General features: G+C 51.4%; 14 protein-coding genes. 4 read left to right on the forward strand and 10 right to left on the reverse strand.

Translation table 11 applies throughout. The annotated features are described in order from the left end of the window. Positions 1–37: 37 nt before the first annotated feature. Complete coding sequence (locus tag MRY86_RS21390) at positions 38–400, reverse strand: transmembrane 220 family protein (protein ID WP_293567946.1); 363 nt, start codon at positions 398–400, stop codon at positions 38–40. Between the two features lie 62 nt (positions 401–462). Here MRY86_RS21390 and MRY86_RS21395 point away from each other — a divergent pair, with 62 nt between their 5' ends. Next, positions 463–2883, forward strand: a complete 2421-nt coding sequence (locus MRY86_RS21395; RefSeq protein ID WP_293567944.1) for a zinc-dependent metalloprotease — start codon at positions 463–465, stop codon at positions 2881–2883. A gap of 4 nt (positions 2884–2887) precedes the next feature. On the opposite strand, the gene pyrH is transcribed toward MRY86_RS21395, so the two are convergent. The 7 genes from pyrH to MRY86_RS21430 all read right to left on the reverse strand — a co-directional run bounded on the left by pyrH (position 2888) and on the right by MRY86_RS21430 (position 9212). Next, a complete protein-coding gene (pyrH, locus tag MRY86_RS21400; protein ID WP_293567942.1) occupies positions 2888–3604 on the reverse strand; it encodes a UMP kinase in 717 nt (238 codons plus the stop codon). Positions 3605–3749: 145 nt separating this feature from the next. Then, entirely contained in the window at positions 3750–4583 is an 834-nt protein-coding gene (gene tsf / locus MRY86_RS21405) for a translation elongation factor Ts (RefSeq protein WP_293567941.1), read from the reverse strand. 51 nt (positions 4584–4634) lie between these two features. After that, positions 4635–5360 (reverse strand): 30S ribosomal protein S2, encoded by a 726-nt coding sequence (gene rpsB, locus MRY86_RS21410; protein WP_293567940.1) that lies wholly within the window; start codon positions 5358–5360, stop codon positions 4635–4637. 75 nt (positions 5361–5435) lie between these two features. After that, a complete protein-coding gene (gene rpsI, locus MRY86_RS21415; RefSeq protein ID WP_293567939.1) occupies positions 5436–5822 on the reverse strand; it encodes a 30S ribosomal protein S9 in 387 nt (128 codons plus the stop codon). 30 nt (positions 5823–5852) lie between these two features. After that, positions 5853–6296 carry a 50S ribosomal protein L13 gene (gene rplM, locus MRY86_RS21420; RefSeq protein WP_293567938.1) on the reverse strand — a complete coding sequence of 148 codons (444 nt, stop codon included), beginning with the start codon at positions 6294–6296 and terminating at the stop codon, positions 5853–5855. A 306-nt stretch (positions 6297–6602) separates the two neighbouring features. Continuing rightward, on the reverse strand, positions 6603–7691 hold the full coding sequence (locus MRY86_RS21425; protein ID WP_293567936.1) for an AAA family ATPase: 1089 nt from the start codon (positions 7689–7691) through the stop codon (positions 6603–6605). A gap of 24 nt (positions 7692–7715) precedes the next feature. Then, a complete protein-coding gene (locus tag MRY86_RS21430; RefSeq protein ID WP_293567934.1) occupies positions 7716–9212 on the reverse strand; it encodes a DUF5691 domain-containing protein in 1497 nt (498 codons plus the stop codon). A gap of 197 nt (positions 9213–9409) precedes the next feature. Here MRY86_RS21430 and MRY86_RS21435 point away from each other — a divergent pair, with 197 nt between their 5' ends. The 3 genes from MRY86_RS21435 (at position 9410) to MRY86_RS21445 (ending at position 12563) form a co-directional block, all read left to right on the forward strand. Beyond that, positions 9410–10090, forward strand: coding sequence for a hypothetical protein (locus MRY86_RS21435; RefSeq protein WP_293567932.1), 681 nt, complete (start codon positions 9410–9412; stop codon positions 10088–10090). Between the two features lie 571 nt (positions 10091–10661). Beyond that, positions 10662–12179 (forward strand): F0F1 ATP synthase subunit beta, encoded by a 1518-nt coding sequence (gene atpD, locus MRY86_RS21440; RefSeq protein ID WP_293571915.1) that lies wholly within the window; start codon positions 10662–10664, stop codon positions 12177–12179. A gap of 81 nt (positions 12180–12260) precedes the next feature. Continuing rightward, positions 12261–12563, forward strand: a complete 303-nt coding sequence (locus MRY86_RS21445) for a F0F1 ATP synthase subunit epsilon (RefSeq protein ID WP_293567929.1) — start codon at positions 12261–12263, stop codon at positions 12561–12563. 123 nt (positions 12564–12686) lie between these two features. On the opposite strand, the gene MRY86_RS21450 is transcribed toward MRY86_RS21445, so the two are convergent. Both MRY86_RS21450 and MRY86_RS21455 read right to left on the reverse strand, forming a co-directional pair. Then, positions 12687–13466: an anti-sigma factor gene (locus tag MRY86_RS21450; protein WP_293567927.1), complete on the reverse strand. Its 780-nt coding sequence runs from the start codon at positions 13464–13466 to the stop codon at positions 12687–12689. Next, positions 13456–14070 carry a sigma-70 family RNA polymerase sigma factor gene (locus MRY86_RS21455; protein ID WP_293567925.1) on the reverse strand — a complete coding sequence of 205 codons (615 nt, stop codon included), beginning with the start codon at positions 14068–14070 and terminating at the stop codon, positions 13456–13458. Before MRY86_RS21455 ends, MRY86_RS21450 begins: the two co-directional genes overlap by 11 nt. Positions 14071–14377 lie beyond the last annotated feature (307 nt).

The following is a 14377-nucleotide window of genomic DNA, read 5'->3' on the forward strand; positions in this document are numbered from 1 at the left end:
CAGATGCATTTTAATGAGCAAAAATCAAATACGATCGTTATGTCCAGCCTTTACGGCCTCTGATGAGGTAGCCGCCAAACATTAGGGCGCAGAACATCAGCCCAAGAAATTCCCGGGTCAGCTCAATATGGGGCTGTTCGGTCTTCATTTCTTCTGTGATGGAGGGGGCGCCCATCGAAACCCAGTCCAGGAAAGCGGGGAATAATTGTATGCCCCAGAAGACAATGACCACAAGCCCCGCAATAGCCAGCCACCGAAAGGGTTGCCGGAAAAAGGCAAGCAGGGCTACGGCACTGACACTCAGGTAAAGCGCAATCCAGCCCCAGGGGTCCGGGTCGTTAAGTTGGAAATAGGCAAATAACGCGAATAAAGCGGCTGCGATCAAATGGCCATATTTCATATCAGGGGACTTTGGTTCTCCGTCAAGTTCTGAAATTTTCTCTACTTTTAAGAAAAAAGGCGATGAGAAAATACCTGCTGCCCGTTGTCCTGATGGGCTGGATGACCCTTCTGCATGCTCAAGTACCCACCATCGCAGAAAAGACAAAAGGGCTTCAGCCTAATAATGGCTTTTTCACCTATTACTACGATCAGGAGGGGGGCAAAATCTGGCTGGAAGTGGAGCAAATGGGCGAAGAGGTGCTTTACATCAACAGCCTGACCGCCGGGCTGGGCTCTAATGACATCGGGCTCGACCGCAATCAGCTCGGAGACACCAGAGTGGTCCGTTTTATCAGAGAAGGGCAGAAAGTCTTGTTGCAGGAGCCCAACCTGAAATTCCGCGCCCGCACTCAAAATCTGCTTGAGCAGCAATCCGTGGAAGAAGCATTTGCTCAGTCCGTGCTCTGGGGCTTTAAAGTCGAAGCAGAGGAAAGTGGGAAAGTGCTGATTGACTGGACTCCCTTTCTCATGCGCGATGCCCACGGTGTTGCAGAGCGGCTGAAGGAACGTAAGCAAGGAGATTTTACACTCGATGAAGCGCACAGCATCCTTTGGCTGGACCGGACCAGGAGTTTCCCCGAAAATACGGAGTTTGAAGCCCTGCTCACTTTTACAGGCACACCACGCGGGCAAGAGCTCAAATCAGTTGCCCCTACGCCGGCTTCCTTTTCGGTACGCATGCACCATTCTCTTGTGCAATTGCCGGATGATGGATTTGAGCCCCGGGTTTATGATCCACGCTCAGGCTATTTCCCACTGACTTTTCAGGACTACGCTGCTCCTATTGATGCGCCTTTGACGCAGCGTCTAATTTACCGTCACCGCTTAGAGAAAGCCAACCCGAAAGCCAAACGCAGCCGGCCGGTTGAGCCCATCGTTTACTATTTGGATCCCGGCGTACCGGAGCCCATCCGGTCTGCATTGCTGGAAGGGGCCCGCTGGTGGAATGAAGCCTTTGAAGCAGCAGGCTTCATCGATGCTTTCCTGGTTAAAGTTTTGCCGGAAGGCGCCGACCCCATGGATGTACGCTACAATATCATCAACTGGGTACACCGCAGCACTCGCGGCTGGTCTTATGGGACCACTGTAGCCGACCCACGTACCGGAGAAATCCTCAAAGGGCATGTGCTTTTGGGCTCCCTCCGGGTACGGCAGGATTTCCTGATCGCACAGGGGCTTATAGAAGCCTACGAGTCCGGAGAGGTAGCGGACCCCAGGCTAAAGGAAATGGCCCTGGCGCGGCTCAGGCAGCTTTCTGCCCATGAAGTAGGGCATACTTTAGGGCTGGCACATAATTTTGCTGCGAGTATAAACAACCGTGCCTCTGTGATGGACTATCCACACCCGCTTTTACAATTGGGACAGGACGGGGCCGTTGATTTCTCCAAAGCCTACGATACAGGCATAGGTGCCTGGGACAAACTGGCGATCCGGTATGGGTATACGGAGTTCTCAAAGGGTACAGACGTAAAGAAGGCGCTCAATGCCATATTAATGGAAGGGGTGGAAGCGGGGCTGCACTACATTTCAGACGATGGGGCGCGGTCGGACGGTACGGCCCATCCACTGGCTCACTTGTGGGATAATGGCACTTCTGCATCAGAGGAGCTTAACCGCATTATGGATTTGCGGCGAGAAGCCCTGAGCCGCTTTGGGGAAGCCAATATTCCGGAAGGGCAGCCTATGTCCACGCTGGAGCGGGTACTGACGCCACTTTATTTGTCGCACCGGTATCAGGTTGCGGCCTGTAGCAAGCTTCTGGGCGGATATTATTACACCTATGCACTGCGGGGTGACGGCCAGCCGGTGATCCTCCCTGTACCGGAGCCGGAACAAAGTGCTGCCATGACTGCGTTATTGAGAACGGTTAAGCCGGGTGAGCTGGTGATCCCGGCTGATATTCTCAACCTGATTCCTCCTCAGCCTATGGGGTATAGCCGGGGACGGGAATATTTTGAGCCCTATACCGGTACTGTTTTCGACCCGATGGCAGCCGCAGAATCCGCAATCGACCATACGCTTAGCCTGATGCTGCATCCTCAACGGCTGGCCCGTATGGTGAATCAGGAAGCACAGGGTGACTTGCAGAGCATCCACCTTGACCGTTTTGTTGAAGCTTTGTGGAAAACAATGGATGATGCCTATACCCCGGCAGAGCGTGCCATTACGCGAGTAGGGCAGAAGCGGCTCATACTGCATTTGCTGAGATTGGCAGGAGACGATCAAGTTGCCCCTCAGGTGGCAGGTGCCGCCCGCTATCAGGTCGATGCTTTTGAGCGGGGCTTTGAAAAGCGGTTGGCTGACCGGCCCGAACGGGAGGAACGGGCTCACCTCAGCTACATGCTGGGTGAAATAAAGAAATTTAAGGCAGCACCTTCAGCGTATCACTTGCCAAAGGCATCCCGACTGCCGGATGGCTCACCTATAGGGTGCGGGCATTAGCAATTTACCCTTCGACAAGGGTGCCAATAGGCTTGCCCTCTACGATATCCTTGAGGTTGCTTTTGGTGTTGATGTCGAATACAACAATAGGGAGGTTATTTTCCCGGCAGAGGGTAAAGGCTGTCATGTCCATCACACTCAGTCCCATGCTGATTACTTTGGCGAAAGTAAGGTTGTCAAATTTGGTGGCAGTGGCGTCCTTTTCCGGGTCGGCGTTGTAGATGCCATCCACACGTGTGCCTTTCAGAATGACGTCTGCATTGATTTCATTGGCGCGTAGTGCGGCTGCAGAATCCGTGGTAAAGTAAGGGCTGCCTGTGCCGGCAGAAAAAATAACGACCCGTCCTTTTTCGAGGTGGCGGATAGCCCGGCGACGGATGTACGGCTCAGCAATCTGCTTCATTTCAATAGCAGAAATCAACCGGGTATAAACACCTACCCTTTCCAGGGCGCTTTGGAGCGCCATGCCATTGATCACAGTAGCCATCATGCCCATGTAGTCACCTTGTACCCGTTCGATACCTGACTCATTGGCTTGCAGCCCGCGGTAGATGTTGCCACCACCGATGACAATTGCTACCTGCACGCCCAGCTCAAGAAGTTCCTTCACCTGCTCTGCGTAGTGCGAAAGCATCTTGGAATCGATACCAAAGCCCTGATCGCCCATCAGGGATTCCCCGCTCAGTTTGAGCAGGATTCTGTTGTATTTGAGCTGTGCCATATTGCCAGTTGTTTATGAAGCTTAAAGTCGCAGTAGGTTGCAGTAATCCCACGAAGGTCTGTTACGCATGTTGCATAGCAGACCCAATCTAAGTCAATGATATAAAAAAAGGCGGATTAGATAACCAATCCGCCTTTCGAAAATTTTATCCGAGGGTTACATGCTTGAAGTCTGTAACCGTCAGTTCCTTATCAAACTTCTTCAGGAAGGAAGCCACAGTTTCGTTGCTGTCCTTAACAAACTGCTGATTCAGCAGGGTGTTTTCCTTGAAGAATTTGTTGAGCTTACCCATAGCGATCTTCTCGATAATTTGCTCGGGCTTGCCTTCCTGGCGCGCCTGCTCTTTACCAATTTCGATCTCCTTGTCGACGATAGACTGGTCTACGCCATCCTTATCTACTGCAACCGGCTTCATGGCAGCTACCTGCATAGCTACGTCGCGGCCACCTTCGTAGATGTCGTCGCTTGCTTTGTTCATGCCTACGAGAACAGCAGCTTTGTTGCCCATGTGGATGTACGGGCTGATCATCGTTGCTTCCAGCTTTTCGTAGGTGTCCAGTTCAATCTTTTCATTGATCTTACCTACCAGCTCTGTGACGCGGTCGCCCAGAGAAAGGCCGTTCATGTCAACTTTGAGCAGGTCTTCCAGTGTATCAGGGAAGTGCTGCAGTGCCAGTTCGGCAGCTTTGTTGGTGAAGCCGATAAATTCGTCGCCTTTAGCTACGAAGTCGGTTTCACAGCTCAGCTTAACGATAACACCTTTGGTCTTATCATCAGAAACCAGGGCAACAACAACGCCTTCGTTGGCATCACGGTCTGCACGCTTGGCAGAGACCTTTTGGCCTTTCTTACGAAGTACCTCAACGGCTTTTTCGAAGTCGCCTTCAGCTTCTTTAAGCGCTTTTTTGCAGTCCATCATACCTGCGCCGGTCATTTCGCGCAGTTTTTTGACATCGGCAGCAGAAATGTTTGCACTCATTATATCTTATATTGTAATGGTGTGGTAATAAAATCCAGGAACCGTGAAAGCTTAGCCCTTCGCAGTTGCTTCCTTTTCTGATTTGGCAGACTCCCGGTCCTTGAGGCCCTGACGGATGCACTCTGCCATGTAGTTGGTGATGATAGCGATCGACTTGGATGCATCATCGTTAGCAGGGATAGCGTAGTCAACCTGAGAAGGATCAGAGTTGGTGTCCACCATACCGAAAGTTTTCAGTCCCAGCTTGTGCGACTCTGCTACGGCAATATGCTCGTGGTGGATATCCACGATGAATACCGCAGAAGGCAGTCGGTTCAGGTTCGCGATACCACCGAGTACGCGCTCCAGCTTGTTGCGCTCGCGGGTCAGGGTAAGGCGTTCCTTCTTGGTTACGTTATCCAGCGTACCATCCTGGAACATACGGTCGATGTTGTTCATCTTCTTGATCGAACGGCGGATCGTGGAGAAGTTGGTCATCATACCACCGAGCCAGCGATCTGTTACGAAAGGCATGCCGACTTCGCGCGCTGCATTGGCAACGATTTCGCGGGCTTGCTTCTTCGTCGCAACGAACATGATCTTCTTACCAGACTTTGCCATTTGGCGGGCGGCATTACCAGCGCGCTCCAGGCTATCCAGGGTGCGGTTCAGGTCAATGATGTGAATCCCTTTGCGCTCCATGAAAATATTAGGTGCCATCTTGGGGTTCCACTTTCTCTTGAGGTGGCCAAAGTGCACACCTGCATCCAACAAATCTTTATAGGTGGGCTTTTCCATTTTCTTTTTGCTAAAGTTTGAATTTGGAAGCGAGCCGTACGCAGACAGCCCGCCACGAATACTGAATAACGAAAATTAACGCTTGCTGAACTGGAAGCTCTTACGTGCCTTAGGCTTACCGTACTTCTTACGTTCAACAACGCGGGAGTCACGGGTAAGATACTTCTTGTCCTTCAGCGGCTTGCGGAAGTCTTCGTTCAGTTTGACGAGCGCACGGGCAATGCCCATACGAATCGCTTCGGCCTGGCCCTTGTAGCCACCGCCATTTACGTTGATCTTCAGGTCGTAGATGTTCTCCACTTCTACCGTCTGAAAAGGATCTGTAAGGTTATATTGGATGTGATGTTGAGGGAAGTACTCTTTGTAGTCCTTACCGTTGATAACGATTTTGCCTTCACCTTTCTTGAGGTAAACGCGGGCTACAGACGCTTTTCTTCTCCCAATGGCATTGATCATTTCCATATTTATCGAGATTGTCCTGCTTTTTTAAAATTAAAGTTCCAGTTTTTCCGGCTTCTGTGCCTCGTGTGGGTGCTCAGCGCCTTCGTAAACGAAAAGCTTCTTGAACATCGCACGGCCCAGGCGGTTCTTAGGCAGCATACCACGTACGGCAGCTTCCACTACACCAATTGGCTTTTTGTCCAGCATCTCCTTAGCTGTGCGGGACTTCTGACCGCCGGGGTAGCCGGAGTAGCGCTGATATTCCTTTTGGTCCAGCTTGTTGCCGGTGAACCGGACTTTGCCTGCGTTGATGACAATGACATAATCGCCCGTATCGACGTGAGGCGTGTAGGAAGGCTTGTGCTTCCCACGGAGTACAGAAGCAATTTTGGTACACATACGGCCAACCACCTCGCCTTCAGCGTCGATGATGTGCCACTTGCGTTCTACTCCCTCTTTCTTTGCAGATTGCGTTTTATAGCTTAGCGTATCCACTATTCAAAAATTTAATTGTTGATCAATAGAAAACCAGGAGGAAACGGAGTGATGCGAGCGAAGTTATGCACCTTCTTTTTGCGCCTGTTTTTCTTAATTGTTTCGCCTTGATCGGGCTGCCTCTGAAAAGGCAGGTGCAAAGGTAGCGCTCTTTAATCCAATAAACAAGGCTTTTGATAAAAAAATCGCAAAGGTGCTTTTGTAAGTGCCTGAAAAACAGTCCAAATATCGCACAGAAATTTCAAAGGGGCGTTGGGAGAACCTGTGAAATATCCGGAAATCTGGCACTTTGCACATCGTTTCCTATTATCCCAACAGCCCCTTGCTAGCTTCATACAAGTCCCCCCAGCCTTTGCGCTCTTTCACTACCGTCTCCAGGTACTCCTCCCATGCCGTGCGGTCCTGCACCGGGTCTTTAACAATTGCACCCAGCAAACTGCCGGCAATGTCTTCCGCCCGGATTTCCCCTTCACCAAAATGAACAGCCAGCGCCTGCCCACTATTGATCACAGAGATGGCTTCTGCTGTACTTAGTGTGCTGGAAGGTACTTTGAGCTTGCGCCGGCTGTCTTCGGTTTTACCACTGCGCAGCTCGCGGAAGATAGTGACCAGGCGCTTGATTTCCTCCACCGGCGCCGCCTGTGACGGCAATTCGAGGGTGCTGCCGATTTGTGCTACCCGTTGCCGGACGATTTCCACTTCTTCTTCCAGGGTGGCCGGCAGCGGCATGCTTACGGTGTTAAAGCGGCGGCGCAGGGCGCTCGATAGTTCATTGACGCCCCGGTCGCGGTCGTTAGCCGTAGCGATGAGGTTGAAGCCTCGCTGCGCCCGTACTTCCGAGTTGAGCTCCGGTACGGGCAGGGCTTTTTCTGATAAGATGGTAATAAGCGCATCCTGCACATCACTGGGGATGCGGGTTAGTTCCTCCACCCGGGCAATACGGCCTTCCTGCATGGCCACCATGACCGGGCTGGGCACCAGGGCTTTTTCAGAGGGCCCTTCAGCCAGCAAGCGGGCGTAATTCCAGCCATAGCGCAGGGATTCCTCAGCCATGCCGGCGGTGCCCTGTACCAGCCGTTTGGAGTTGCCACTGATTGCTGCGGCCAGGTGTTCCGATACCCAGGTTTTAGCAGTACCTGGGATGCCGGTGAGCAACAGCGCCCGGTCGGTAGCCAGGGTGGCGACCGCGACTTCGATCAGGCGGCGGTTGCCAAAGTATTTAGGTGAAATGTTGGTGCCATCCTCCAGTTCCCCACCCATCAGGTAAGTCATCACCGCCCAGGGCGAAAGGTTCCAGTTGGTTGGGCGGGGGCGGTCGTCGGAAGCCTGTAGGGCTTTAAGCTCCTCAGCGTAGGCGTCTTCAGCTTGTAATCGGATGGCAGCGTTGGTAGCCATATATTATGGTGTTGTGGTGTAATGCTAATTTTTGCCGGGCGGTTTTAGCGCCTCGTTCAGGTCTTTGCGGAAAGCCAGTGTTTTCAGCAGGCGCTCAATATCGCCTTCCCAGTTGCCCCAAATGGGCGTTCGTTGGTTCCAGCCGGTCCTAAAACCAGGCAGGATGTCCACCGGTGCCTGATAGGCCGCCACCCTGAGGATGCGTTTGTAGTGCCACATGTTCCAGTAGACCGACTGCGCAGCGTTGAGCCAGTCCCTGAAGTTTTGGAGCACCTGCCGGGCCACACGACTTTCCCACTGATGTGCGCCCAAACATAACAATTGTCCGGCAAAACTGCGCTCATCAATATAGCCCTGATGCTGCTTTAGATATTGGCTCATGATTTCGTTGAAAAGAGGGTCCGGTAAAGCAGCCATAAGTTGCTTGCCCAGGGCGCTGTTCCACCGCACTTCGTTATCCGTACGCCACCAATGCCGGAGCAGCGCTTCTATCCAGCGATGGTCCTGATGCAGGAGGGCTGCATTCGCAACAGCGTCGGTAAGAAGTTGTTGCTGATTGCCACGGGCAAAAAGGCGTAGGGTGTCCAGGGTGGGCTTTCCAAAATGGGCTTCCCAGCGCTTGGGGGGTACCTTGGAGAGGATATCATAGGCTTGTCCGGCCCGTGCACCGCCGGTGTACTTATGCTTTTTGTTGCTGTACAGCCCCAGCTTTTTGAAAGCGGCTATGGGCTTCTGGGGCGCATGCAAATCCAGGCGGCCATCTTTCTGTAGGGTAAGCCAGGTTGCAGCTTCTTTATATAAGGTGTCTTGCAAAGGGGCATCCGGGATCTTGAGCAGCAACTGTGCTGCTGATTGCCGCACTTCCTTTCGGCTATCGGACAATTGGGCTTCCAGGAATGGCTGGTCTGATGCGTTTAACCCGGTGTCAAGTGTATTGATCAGTTCCTTTTTTTCAGTCGGAGTCAACTCTCCCCAGCAAGGGGTTAACCAGGATGTTGCCTGCTCCGGTTGTTCATAGCGAAGGTGCCGTAGCATCTGCACCCGACCGGCTTGCGTTTCGTTTTGCCAGTTTGCTGCCGGTGGGCGCTCCGCGATTGCTGCCCAGTCCGGGTTTAAGCGCAGGAGTTCAAAATTTGCCGGTTCGAGGATTGGCCGGAGGATAAGCCAGAACTCTGGTTTTTTAGCGGCCTTGTAAAGCAGAGCCGGCAGGTGCTCAGGGGGCAGGGGCAAATTGGCCTGCTGTAAGAGCTGCAACGCTTCCGGCAGGGCTTCCCGGAAGTTGCCGCGAACGATGTGTTCCATCTGTCGTGCTACCTGCGGTGGTGCGGCCGCCTGTTTGCTTTGTAGTATAGGATCAGGAGGTGCTTCCGGTTGCTGCAGCGGATAACCTGCACGGCGGAGTTGATGGTACAGGGCAGCACCTTCAAGCAATACCTCTTCCGGTGCCTGCGTGGCCTGTATCCCGACCTGCTCCAATGCTTTTAGCACTTCCGGTGGCAACTGTCCGCGTTCTGTGCCCAAAAGGGCTAGTTTTGAAAGGGCTTCCCATATCATTTGCGGAAGATAGGAAGCAAAGGGGAAAATGTATGGCCATAAAAAAGAAAAAACCGGAATTTGATATAGAGCGAAAAGGAACCCATTTAACATTGTTAAAAAGTAGCTTTTTTCCGGATCGTGGTGTATTTTAGAAGCCTTATTTTATCACTAAAAAAAGTACTATGAAATCCTTGTTATGCGCGCTTGCGTTTTTCTGTATACCTGTACTGCTTTCCGCTCAAAAAGGCTGGGTTGTTGATTTAACCGCCGGCATGGCTTTGCCTGTTAGGTCCTTTGAGGATGTGGAAGAAGCCGAAGTTGGCTTCGCACTTCAGGCAGGAGCAACTTACCGTATCGGAAAGGTTTTTGCTTTGGGGATGCGTATGGGTATGACCTCTAACTCGTTTAATGCTGATGCCATACGCAACGGGCTTATTGCCGGGACTGGACAGTCCGTCAGATCTGTGGATGGGGGCGGTTACAACGCTTTTCACTTTATGCTGGCACCTCAACTGGGCTACTTTGGCGGTTCGTTCAATATTGCTTTGGTGCCCCATGTTGGTATTCAAACGATGGGAGACCTGGATGCGAGTTATCAAACGGTCATCGATGGCATGGATGTAGATATTCTAATTGACCAAGATCATGACATTAGCCTGTCAAGAGGGCTGGGGTTGCTCATCGGCACGCAGATAAATGAACAGATAGAGCTAAGCGTTTTTTTAAATTACATTGAAGCCATGCACGATGGCGAAATCTTCGTCAATATTTCTGACGGCACAACTACGGTAGGATTGCCTGGCAGTGTGACTTTGGATTATCAAGTTTTACAGCTTGCATTTCAGGTAGGCTACCGCTTTTAGAAAGCGTTCTTTGGGGCAGGCTTGGCCTAGCTGCGGGCTGCCCTAAAGAATTGCTGTGCTTCCTGAAGTTTGGGGCACTAATCACTTATCAGGTTGCGAATCGAAAAAAAGATATTTCCTTGCTATCGTTCAGTAAAGTTCTAGCGGGAGTGTCGAAGAGGAGAGGGCTTGCCTGACCTGAAGCAAAACGCATTCTGGTCCCGTTTCGAAACCCCAAATTAAGGCGTGGCTGGCTTTTTCTGTATCGGTTGGTATCGCATGGGCGCTCACTTTGGCGCGCTTTCGTAAAATTCTTCCTTGTCCTGTTATGAAAAATCCGCCATCGTGAAAATACTGTAGCAGAAACAGAGCTCCGAATAAAATAAGGGGCAGAGGGGGTTTGGTGCCGAGAAGTGTGGCAAGAGAGGCGTGACCGGGAGCAAATACCGGTTGTGCATTAGTAAGTCAGCCATAAAAAAAGAGATGACAAGCTTACGATAAAAAGGTTTCGCTTTTGATTATCAACCCAAAAGCCTAAATTTGTGCCGATTTTTAAAAGATATTCTAGTTTCAACTAAATACACGCACTGATATGGCAAACATCGGTCATGTGAAGCAAGTTATCGGCCCGGTAGTGGACGTAAGTTTTTCTGCTGAGGGTTCGAAACTCCCCGAAATTAACAACGCACTGAAAATCGACCGTCCCAACGGCGAAATTTTGGTGATGGAAGTTCAGCAACACCTCGGTGAAGACAGCGTTCGTGCCATTGCTATGGATGCAACGGATGGTCTGGTTCGCGGAATGGAAGTTCAGGATACCGGCGAAGCAATTGCGATGCCTGTAGGCCCTGGCATCAAAGGCCGTCTCTTCAACGTGGTAGGCACGCCAATCGATGGTATCGGTGCAGTGGCCAACCAAACGGGTTCGGCTTCTATCCACCGTAAGCCACCTATCTACGAAGACCTCTCCGTGGAGAAAGAAGTACTCTACACCGGTATCAAGGTGATCGACCTGATCGAGCCTTACCTGAAGGGTGGAAAAATTGGCCTCTTCGGCGGTGCAGGTGTAGGTAAAACCGTACTCATTCAGGAGCTGATCAACAACATCGCGAAGGGATACGATGGTATTTCTGTATTCGCAGGTGTAGGTGAGCGTACCCGTGAGGGTAATGACCTGATGCGGGAAATGCTCGAAGCGGGCATTATCAAGTACGGCGAGCACTTCATGGAGTCTATGGAAAAAGGTGGCTGGGACCTCAGCGGCGTCGATATGAAAGAGCTGGAGGATTCCAAAGCAACCTTCGTATTCGGTCAGATGAATGAGCCTCCCGGCGCACGTGCCCGTGTGGCACTCTCCGGTTTGACGATTGCAGAGTACTTCCGCGATGGTGATATGAAAGACCCCATGGGCGGTCGTGATATCCTCTTCTTTATCGATAATATCTTCCGCTTTACGCAGGCTGGCTCTGAGGTGTCGGCACTGCTTGGCCGTATGCCTTCAGCGGTGGGCTATCAGCCGACCCTGGCTACAGAGATGGGCCTGATGCAGGAGCGGATTACTTCCACCAAGCGCGGTTCTATCACTTCTGTACAAGCGGTATATGTACCTGCGGATGACTTGACAGACCCAGCACCGGCTACAACTTTCGCTCACCTTGACGCGACAACGGTACTGAGCCGTAAGATTGCCTCCCTAGGTATTTACCCTGCGGTGGATCCGCTCGATTCTACTTCTCGTATCCTCGACCCGGCTATTATCGGTGATGAGCACTACGATACCGCTCAGCGTGTGAAGAACATCCTGCAGCGCTACAATGAGCTTCAGGACATCATCGCTATCCTCGGTATGGAGGAATTGTCTGACGAGGACAAGCAGGTGGTACACCGCGCCCGCCGCGTACAGCGTTTCCTTTCTCAGCCATTCCACGTAGCAGAGCAGTTTACCGGCCTGCCAGGTGTACTGGTGCCTATTGAGGAAACCATCCGTGGCTTTAACATGATCATCGACGGTGAAGTGGACGAATATCCGGAAGCGGCCTTCAACCTGAAGGGCAACATCGACGAGGTGATTGAAGCAGGTAAGAAGATGCTGGCTGAGGTTGAGGCTTAAGCTTTTCCTCCCACATCCTGAAACGATTGTATTAGGTGCCGGAAGCCTGACTTCCGGTACCGCCTTATAAACTAAGTCATTATGAATATTACGGTGCTGACTCCGGACCGGAAGATTTTTTCAGGTGCGATCTCTTCAGTTAAAGTGCCTGGCACGGATGGTGAATTTCAGGTATTGAAAAACCACGCGCCAATTGTATCTTCTTTGGATGCGGGCTACATTACCATCACTACAGAAAGAGGGGAATACCGTTTCTTCAATGAAGAGACCGGCGCACTGGAAACGGCAAGCGAAGCCGGGCGTAAGATCAGGTATGCGATTAAAGGCGGCTTCGTGGAAGTACTGAATAATGAGGTGTCTTTGCTTGTCACCGGACTAAGCTAAGGCACGTTAAAAGATTGACTATTGTATTAGCCCTCTGAGCTGATACCATGTTTGCCATAAAAGGGAAGGGGAATAAGTCCAGCATTGGATTTATTCCCCTTCTTTGTTTAAGTGGGCAACCTTTTATATCTCTCCGATCACATACATTTGTTCCAGGGTAGGGGTTTCGCTACCTCCGCGGGGCTCAAGGGTGACCGCATAAGCCTGGGCATTTTCTACGTAGGCTACCGGCTGAAGCCCTGAAGTATCAGTATTGACTTCAAAGACGCCCATACTGACCGGCGCCCCGTCCACAATAGCCCAAAGCTGGTACTGCTGGTCGGAAGGCGGCACGGGCAGGCTGCCCACATCAATGAGGGTAGCCTCGGATGCCGGATTGTAAAAGACGGAGGCAATGGCTTCCGGTGAAAGGTCAGTGCCATTCATACGGGTATTGCGGGTATCGGGGTTGCGCAGAAACTCCAGTTCTGCCTGCAGGCGGTCGTTGGTAGCCTGCACGCTGTCGCAGCTGCTTTCAATCGTGTTGATTTCTTCCGATAGCGCAGCAATAGTTGCTGTACTTTCCTGGTTTTGCTGATAGGCGTAAAGCCAGCCCAGGGCCGCTGCAAAAAACAATACCCAGGCTATCGCCAAAAGGGTACGGCTGCTTCGGGGGCCTTTTAACTGAGCCTGTGTGCCCCGCTCATCGAGGGTTTGGAGAATAGTGGACAGCACACCGGGCGGTGGCGTTTGCCCGTGCAGCAGGGCATACTCCTCCAATGCCAGCTCAATGGCTTCAATTTCTTCCTTGATTTCCGGGTATTGCGCCGCATTTTGCTCCACCTCCGCCATTTCTTCCGGAGTGAGCTTTCCGAGCACATATTGCTCAAGAATACCAGACGCTATGTATGCTTTAGGATCCAAAATATCGCTTTATCGTTTCGAACATGGTGATGAAAATAGCCGACAAAAAGCCCTCATTGCCCAGGACTTGCCGTAGGACCTGAATCGCTTTTCTCGACCGTGACTTGACCGTGCCAAGGGGAATGTCGAGCGCATCGCTCACTTCCCGTTGGGTATAGTCCTTAAAATATAGGAGTTCGATAAGAATCCGGGTCTTGTCATCCATTTTGCTAACGACTTTTCGTAAGCCCGGGTCGGAGGTGTTCAGCTCTTCGCTGAGTGAATCACTATTATATACGGAGTCAGGGATGGATTCAGTTCGATTTCCTTTCTTAAATTGGCTGGAACGGACCTTGTCAATCGCCAAATTGCGGCAAATACGCACCATCCAGGTGAAAAGCCGACCTTTGCTGGAATCGTACTTCGAAAAGTTATCCCAAATTTTTAGGTAGCTGTCCTGTAGCGTTTCTTCAGCGATTTCCTCTGACTGTACAATGCGAAGGATGATATTATACAGTGCAGGCGAGTAATGTTCGTACAATAGTGTAATCCCCCTCTGTTGTTTTTTGGAAAGCAAATCAATGATTTCCGTTTCCAGTGCAGTTCTGGGTTTTGTCTTTGGCATAGTGCGTCTAATGGACTTTAATCAATTGAGTGCTTTCAGGTTCGAACATTCGGCAGCCCTCTTCGTTCCACCGGAAACTGATTCTGATCTCTGGTTAAAACAGGCATTTGCAGCCAGTTCAGTGATTGGGTTGTGCTCCTTAACCCGCATTCCCTGGAGGCATAACGTAAGGTAGTCAAAAAACATGGGATTTTTTTAATCCAACTCTCGATAGTGTGTATAACAAATTGCACAGCTATGCCGCTGCGACAAGTTGCTGGATCGTACTCCACGCTCCACTTTTACGATAGCACCGCAAATCAGCGAT

The sequence above is a fragment of the Phaeodactylibacter sp. genome (assembly GCF_022763345.1).
In the GTDB taxonomy this organism is placed as follows: domain Bacteria; phylum Bacteroidota; class Bacteroidia; order Chitinophagales; family Saprospiraceae; genus Phaeodactylibacter.

What these genes read in the sequence shown, in the direction of transcription:
- rpsI (WP_293567939.1), bottom strand. Translation starts at nt 5,822, where the DNA reads ATGGAAATGATCAATGCCATTGGGAGAAGAAAAGCGTCTGTAGCCCGC.
- MRY86_RS21445 (WP_293567929.1), top strand. Translation starts at nt 12,261, where the DNA reads ATGAATATTACGGTGCTGACTCCGGACCGGAAGATTTTTTCAGGTGCG.
- MRY86_RS21390 (WP_293567946.1), bottom strand. Translation starts at nt 400, where the DNA reads ATGAAATATGGCCATTTGATCGCAGCCGCTTTATTCGCGTTATTTGCC.
- rpsB (WP_293567940.1), bottom strand. Translation starts at nt 5,360, where the DNA reads ATGGAAAAGCCCACCTATAAAGATTTGTTGGATGCAGGTGTGCACTTT.
- atpD (WP_293571915.1), top strand. Translation starts at nt 10,662, where the DNA reads ATGGCAAACATCGGTCATGTGAAGCAAGTTATCGGCCCGGTAGTGGAC.
- pyrH (WP_293567942.1), bottom strand. Translation starts at nt 3,604, where the DNA reads ATGGCACAGCTCAAATACAACAGAATCCTGCTCAAACTGAGCGGGGAA.
- MRY86_RS21455 (WP_293567925.1), bottom strand. Translation starts at nt 14,070, where the DNA reads ATGCCAAAGACAAAACCCAGAACTGCACTGGAAACGGAAATCATTGAT.
- MRY86_RS21435 (WP_293567932.1), top strand. Translation starts at nt 9,410, where the DNA reads ATGAAATCCTTGTTATGCGCGCTTGCGTTTTTCTGTATACCTGTACTG.
- tsf (WP_293567941.1), bottom strand. Translation starts at nt 4,583, where the DNA reads ATGAGTGCAAACATTTCTGCTGCCGATGTCAAAAAACTGCGCGAAATG.
- MRY86_RS21425 (WP_293567936.1), bottom strand. Translation starts at nt 7,691, where the DNA reads ATGGCTACCAACGCTGCCATCCGATTACAAGCTGAAGACGCCTACGCT.
- MRY86_RS21395 (WP_293567944.1), top strand. Translation starts at nt 463, where the DNA reads ATGAGAAAATACCTGCTGCCCGTTGTCCTGATGGGCTGGATGACCCTT.